The organism is Streptomyces mutomycini, assembly GCF_001700505.1.
Lineage (GTDB): Bacteria > Actinomycetota > Actinomycetes > Streptomycetales > Streptomycetaceae > Streptomyces > Streptomyces mutomycini.
In genome coordinates, this window is sequence record NZ_MAPV01000376.1 from 1 (window position 1) to 1,633 (window position 1,633).

Annotated in this window: 1 protein-coding gene and 1 pseudogene; both read right to left on the minus strand. The window is 70.4% G+C overall.

What is annotated here, in order from left to right; all coding sequences use genetic code 11:
* Positions 1–535: pseudogene (locus BFF76_RS30535) on the minus strand (hypothetical protein); the annotation flags it as partial.
* Positions 532–1,467: a ParA family protein gene (locus BFF76_RS30540; protein ID WP_079122537.1), complete on the minus strand. Its 936-nt coding sequence runs from the start codon at positions 1,465–1,467 to the stop codon at positions 532–534. The gene BFF76_RS30540 and the pseudogene BFF76_RS30535, both read right to left, overlap by 4 nt.
* Positions 1,468–1,633: the final 166 nt, after the last annotated feature.

Consider the following 1,633-nt stretch of genomic DNA (forward strand, 5'->3'; position numbering starts at 1 on the left):
CCTTCACCTCGCGGTACAGGGCGACGGCCGCCTCCTGGCCGTAGTCCGTGAAGACGGGCCGCAGCTCTCGGGCCTGCCCCTCGTTGATGTCCCCAATTGGGGACACTGCGGCGGCGACCGGCCACGCCTCGATCATCCGGTACGCCTGTGACTTCCGGATCTCCCATACATCGTCCAGGTACTCCACGAACGTCGCGTGCGTCTCCCGGTACAGGCGGCCCCGGCTGATGACCTCCAGCGCCTTGCCCGCGACGATTACCGACTTCCGGAAGCCGGTCAGTGCCTGCTCGCACACGACCAGGTGCGCGCGCTGCTGGTCGTCCAGCGGGGCCGTCACGGTATCGGCGACGTCATACGGCGTCGGGAGCTGCGCTACGGACACGGGCGTCGACACGTCCGCGCCGGTCAGCGTGGCGACGACTCCAACGGACTGCGCGGCCGCGGCCTCCCTCTGGCCGGTGCCGGCCTCCAGCTCCTCGTCGTCCGGCTCGGCGCTGCGGGTCGACGGCATGACCAGGGCACGACGACGGCTCACGCTCCGGCCTCCGGCATCTGCAGGAAGAGGTGCGCGGCCTGGTCGTAGTCCCCGGCCGCTGTCGACTTCGGCGCGTAGAGGCGCACCGGCTGCTCTGCGATCGGGGCCTCCGCCGCCCGGACACTGCGCCGGATCGGCACGACCACCGCGTCCGGGTAGTCCTCGGACACCTTGGTGGCGAGTTGCCGGGCAAAGTCGCTCTTGTCCCACGCGGTGAGGAAGACGGCCCCGACCTTGAGCTTCGGGTTCGTCTTGCGCTGGACGCTGCGGATCGTGCGGTCCAGCGACGCCATCGCCTTCATGTCCAGACCGCCCACCTTCACGGGGACGAGGGCCTCGTCCCCGGCGGTGAGGGCCGCCACGGTGACCAGGCCAAGCGACGGGGCCGCGTCGATCAGGGTCACGTCGTACGGCGAGTGTCCGCCGGCCTCTTGCGCCTCCTGAGCGATGGCGGCTGCGATGGCGTTCTCCGCGCCGATCGGCCGTTCGTACTCGACCCGCGACAGGTCCAGCCCGGACGGCACGACGTCGACGCCTTCGAACAGGGTCGGGTAGGTCGCCTCGGCCAGCGTGCACTCGTCGAAGAACACCGACCGCAGCGAGTGGCGCGGCGAGCCCTCTGGGTACTGCGGCATCAGCCACACCGACAGGGCGGCCTCCTGGTGGTCGGCGTCGATTACGCGGACCCGAAGACCAGCAGCAGCCCAGGCTGCGGCGAGCTCCACCGCTGTGGTGGTCTTGCCCGCCCCGCCCTTCTGGTTCACGGCGACATAGACTCGGGCCGGCGTCGCCGGGCGGAACGTCGGCGGCACCAGGATCTGTGGCCGCCAGGCCTGATACGGGGTGTCGGCGTCCCAGGCCGAGACGACGTCCAGCCGGTCGCCAGGCGGGCTGTCGAGAGGTGGCAGTGCCGTTCGTGGTGATTCGGTCATGCGGCGAACCTAACCGGCCACTAGCCTTGCCCGGAACGCCCACCCCGTCACGAGCGTCGATCGTCTCTATGCATCTACGGGCTGCACGGTCGACAGCTGTTCCGGTGAGGCGACCGTGAAGTGCGCCCGGCGAGGCCGGCTGGCGAACGCTCGAGCGAAGCTGCGT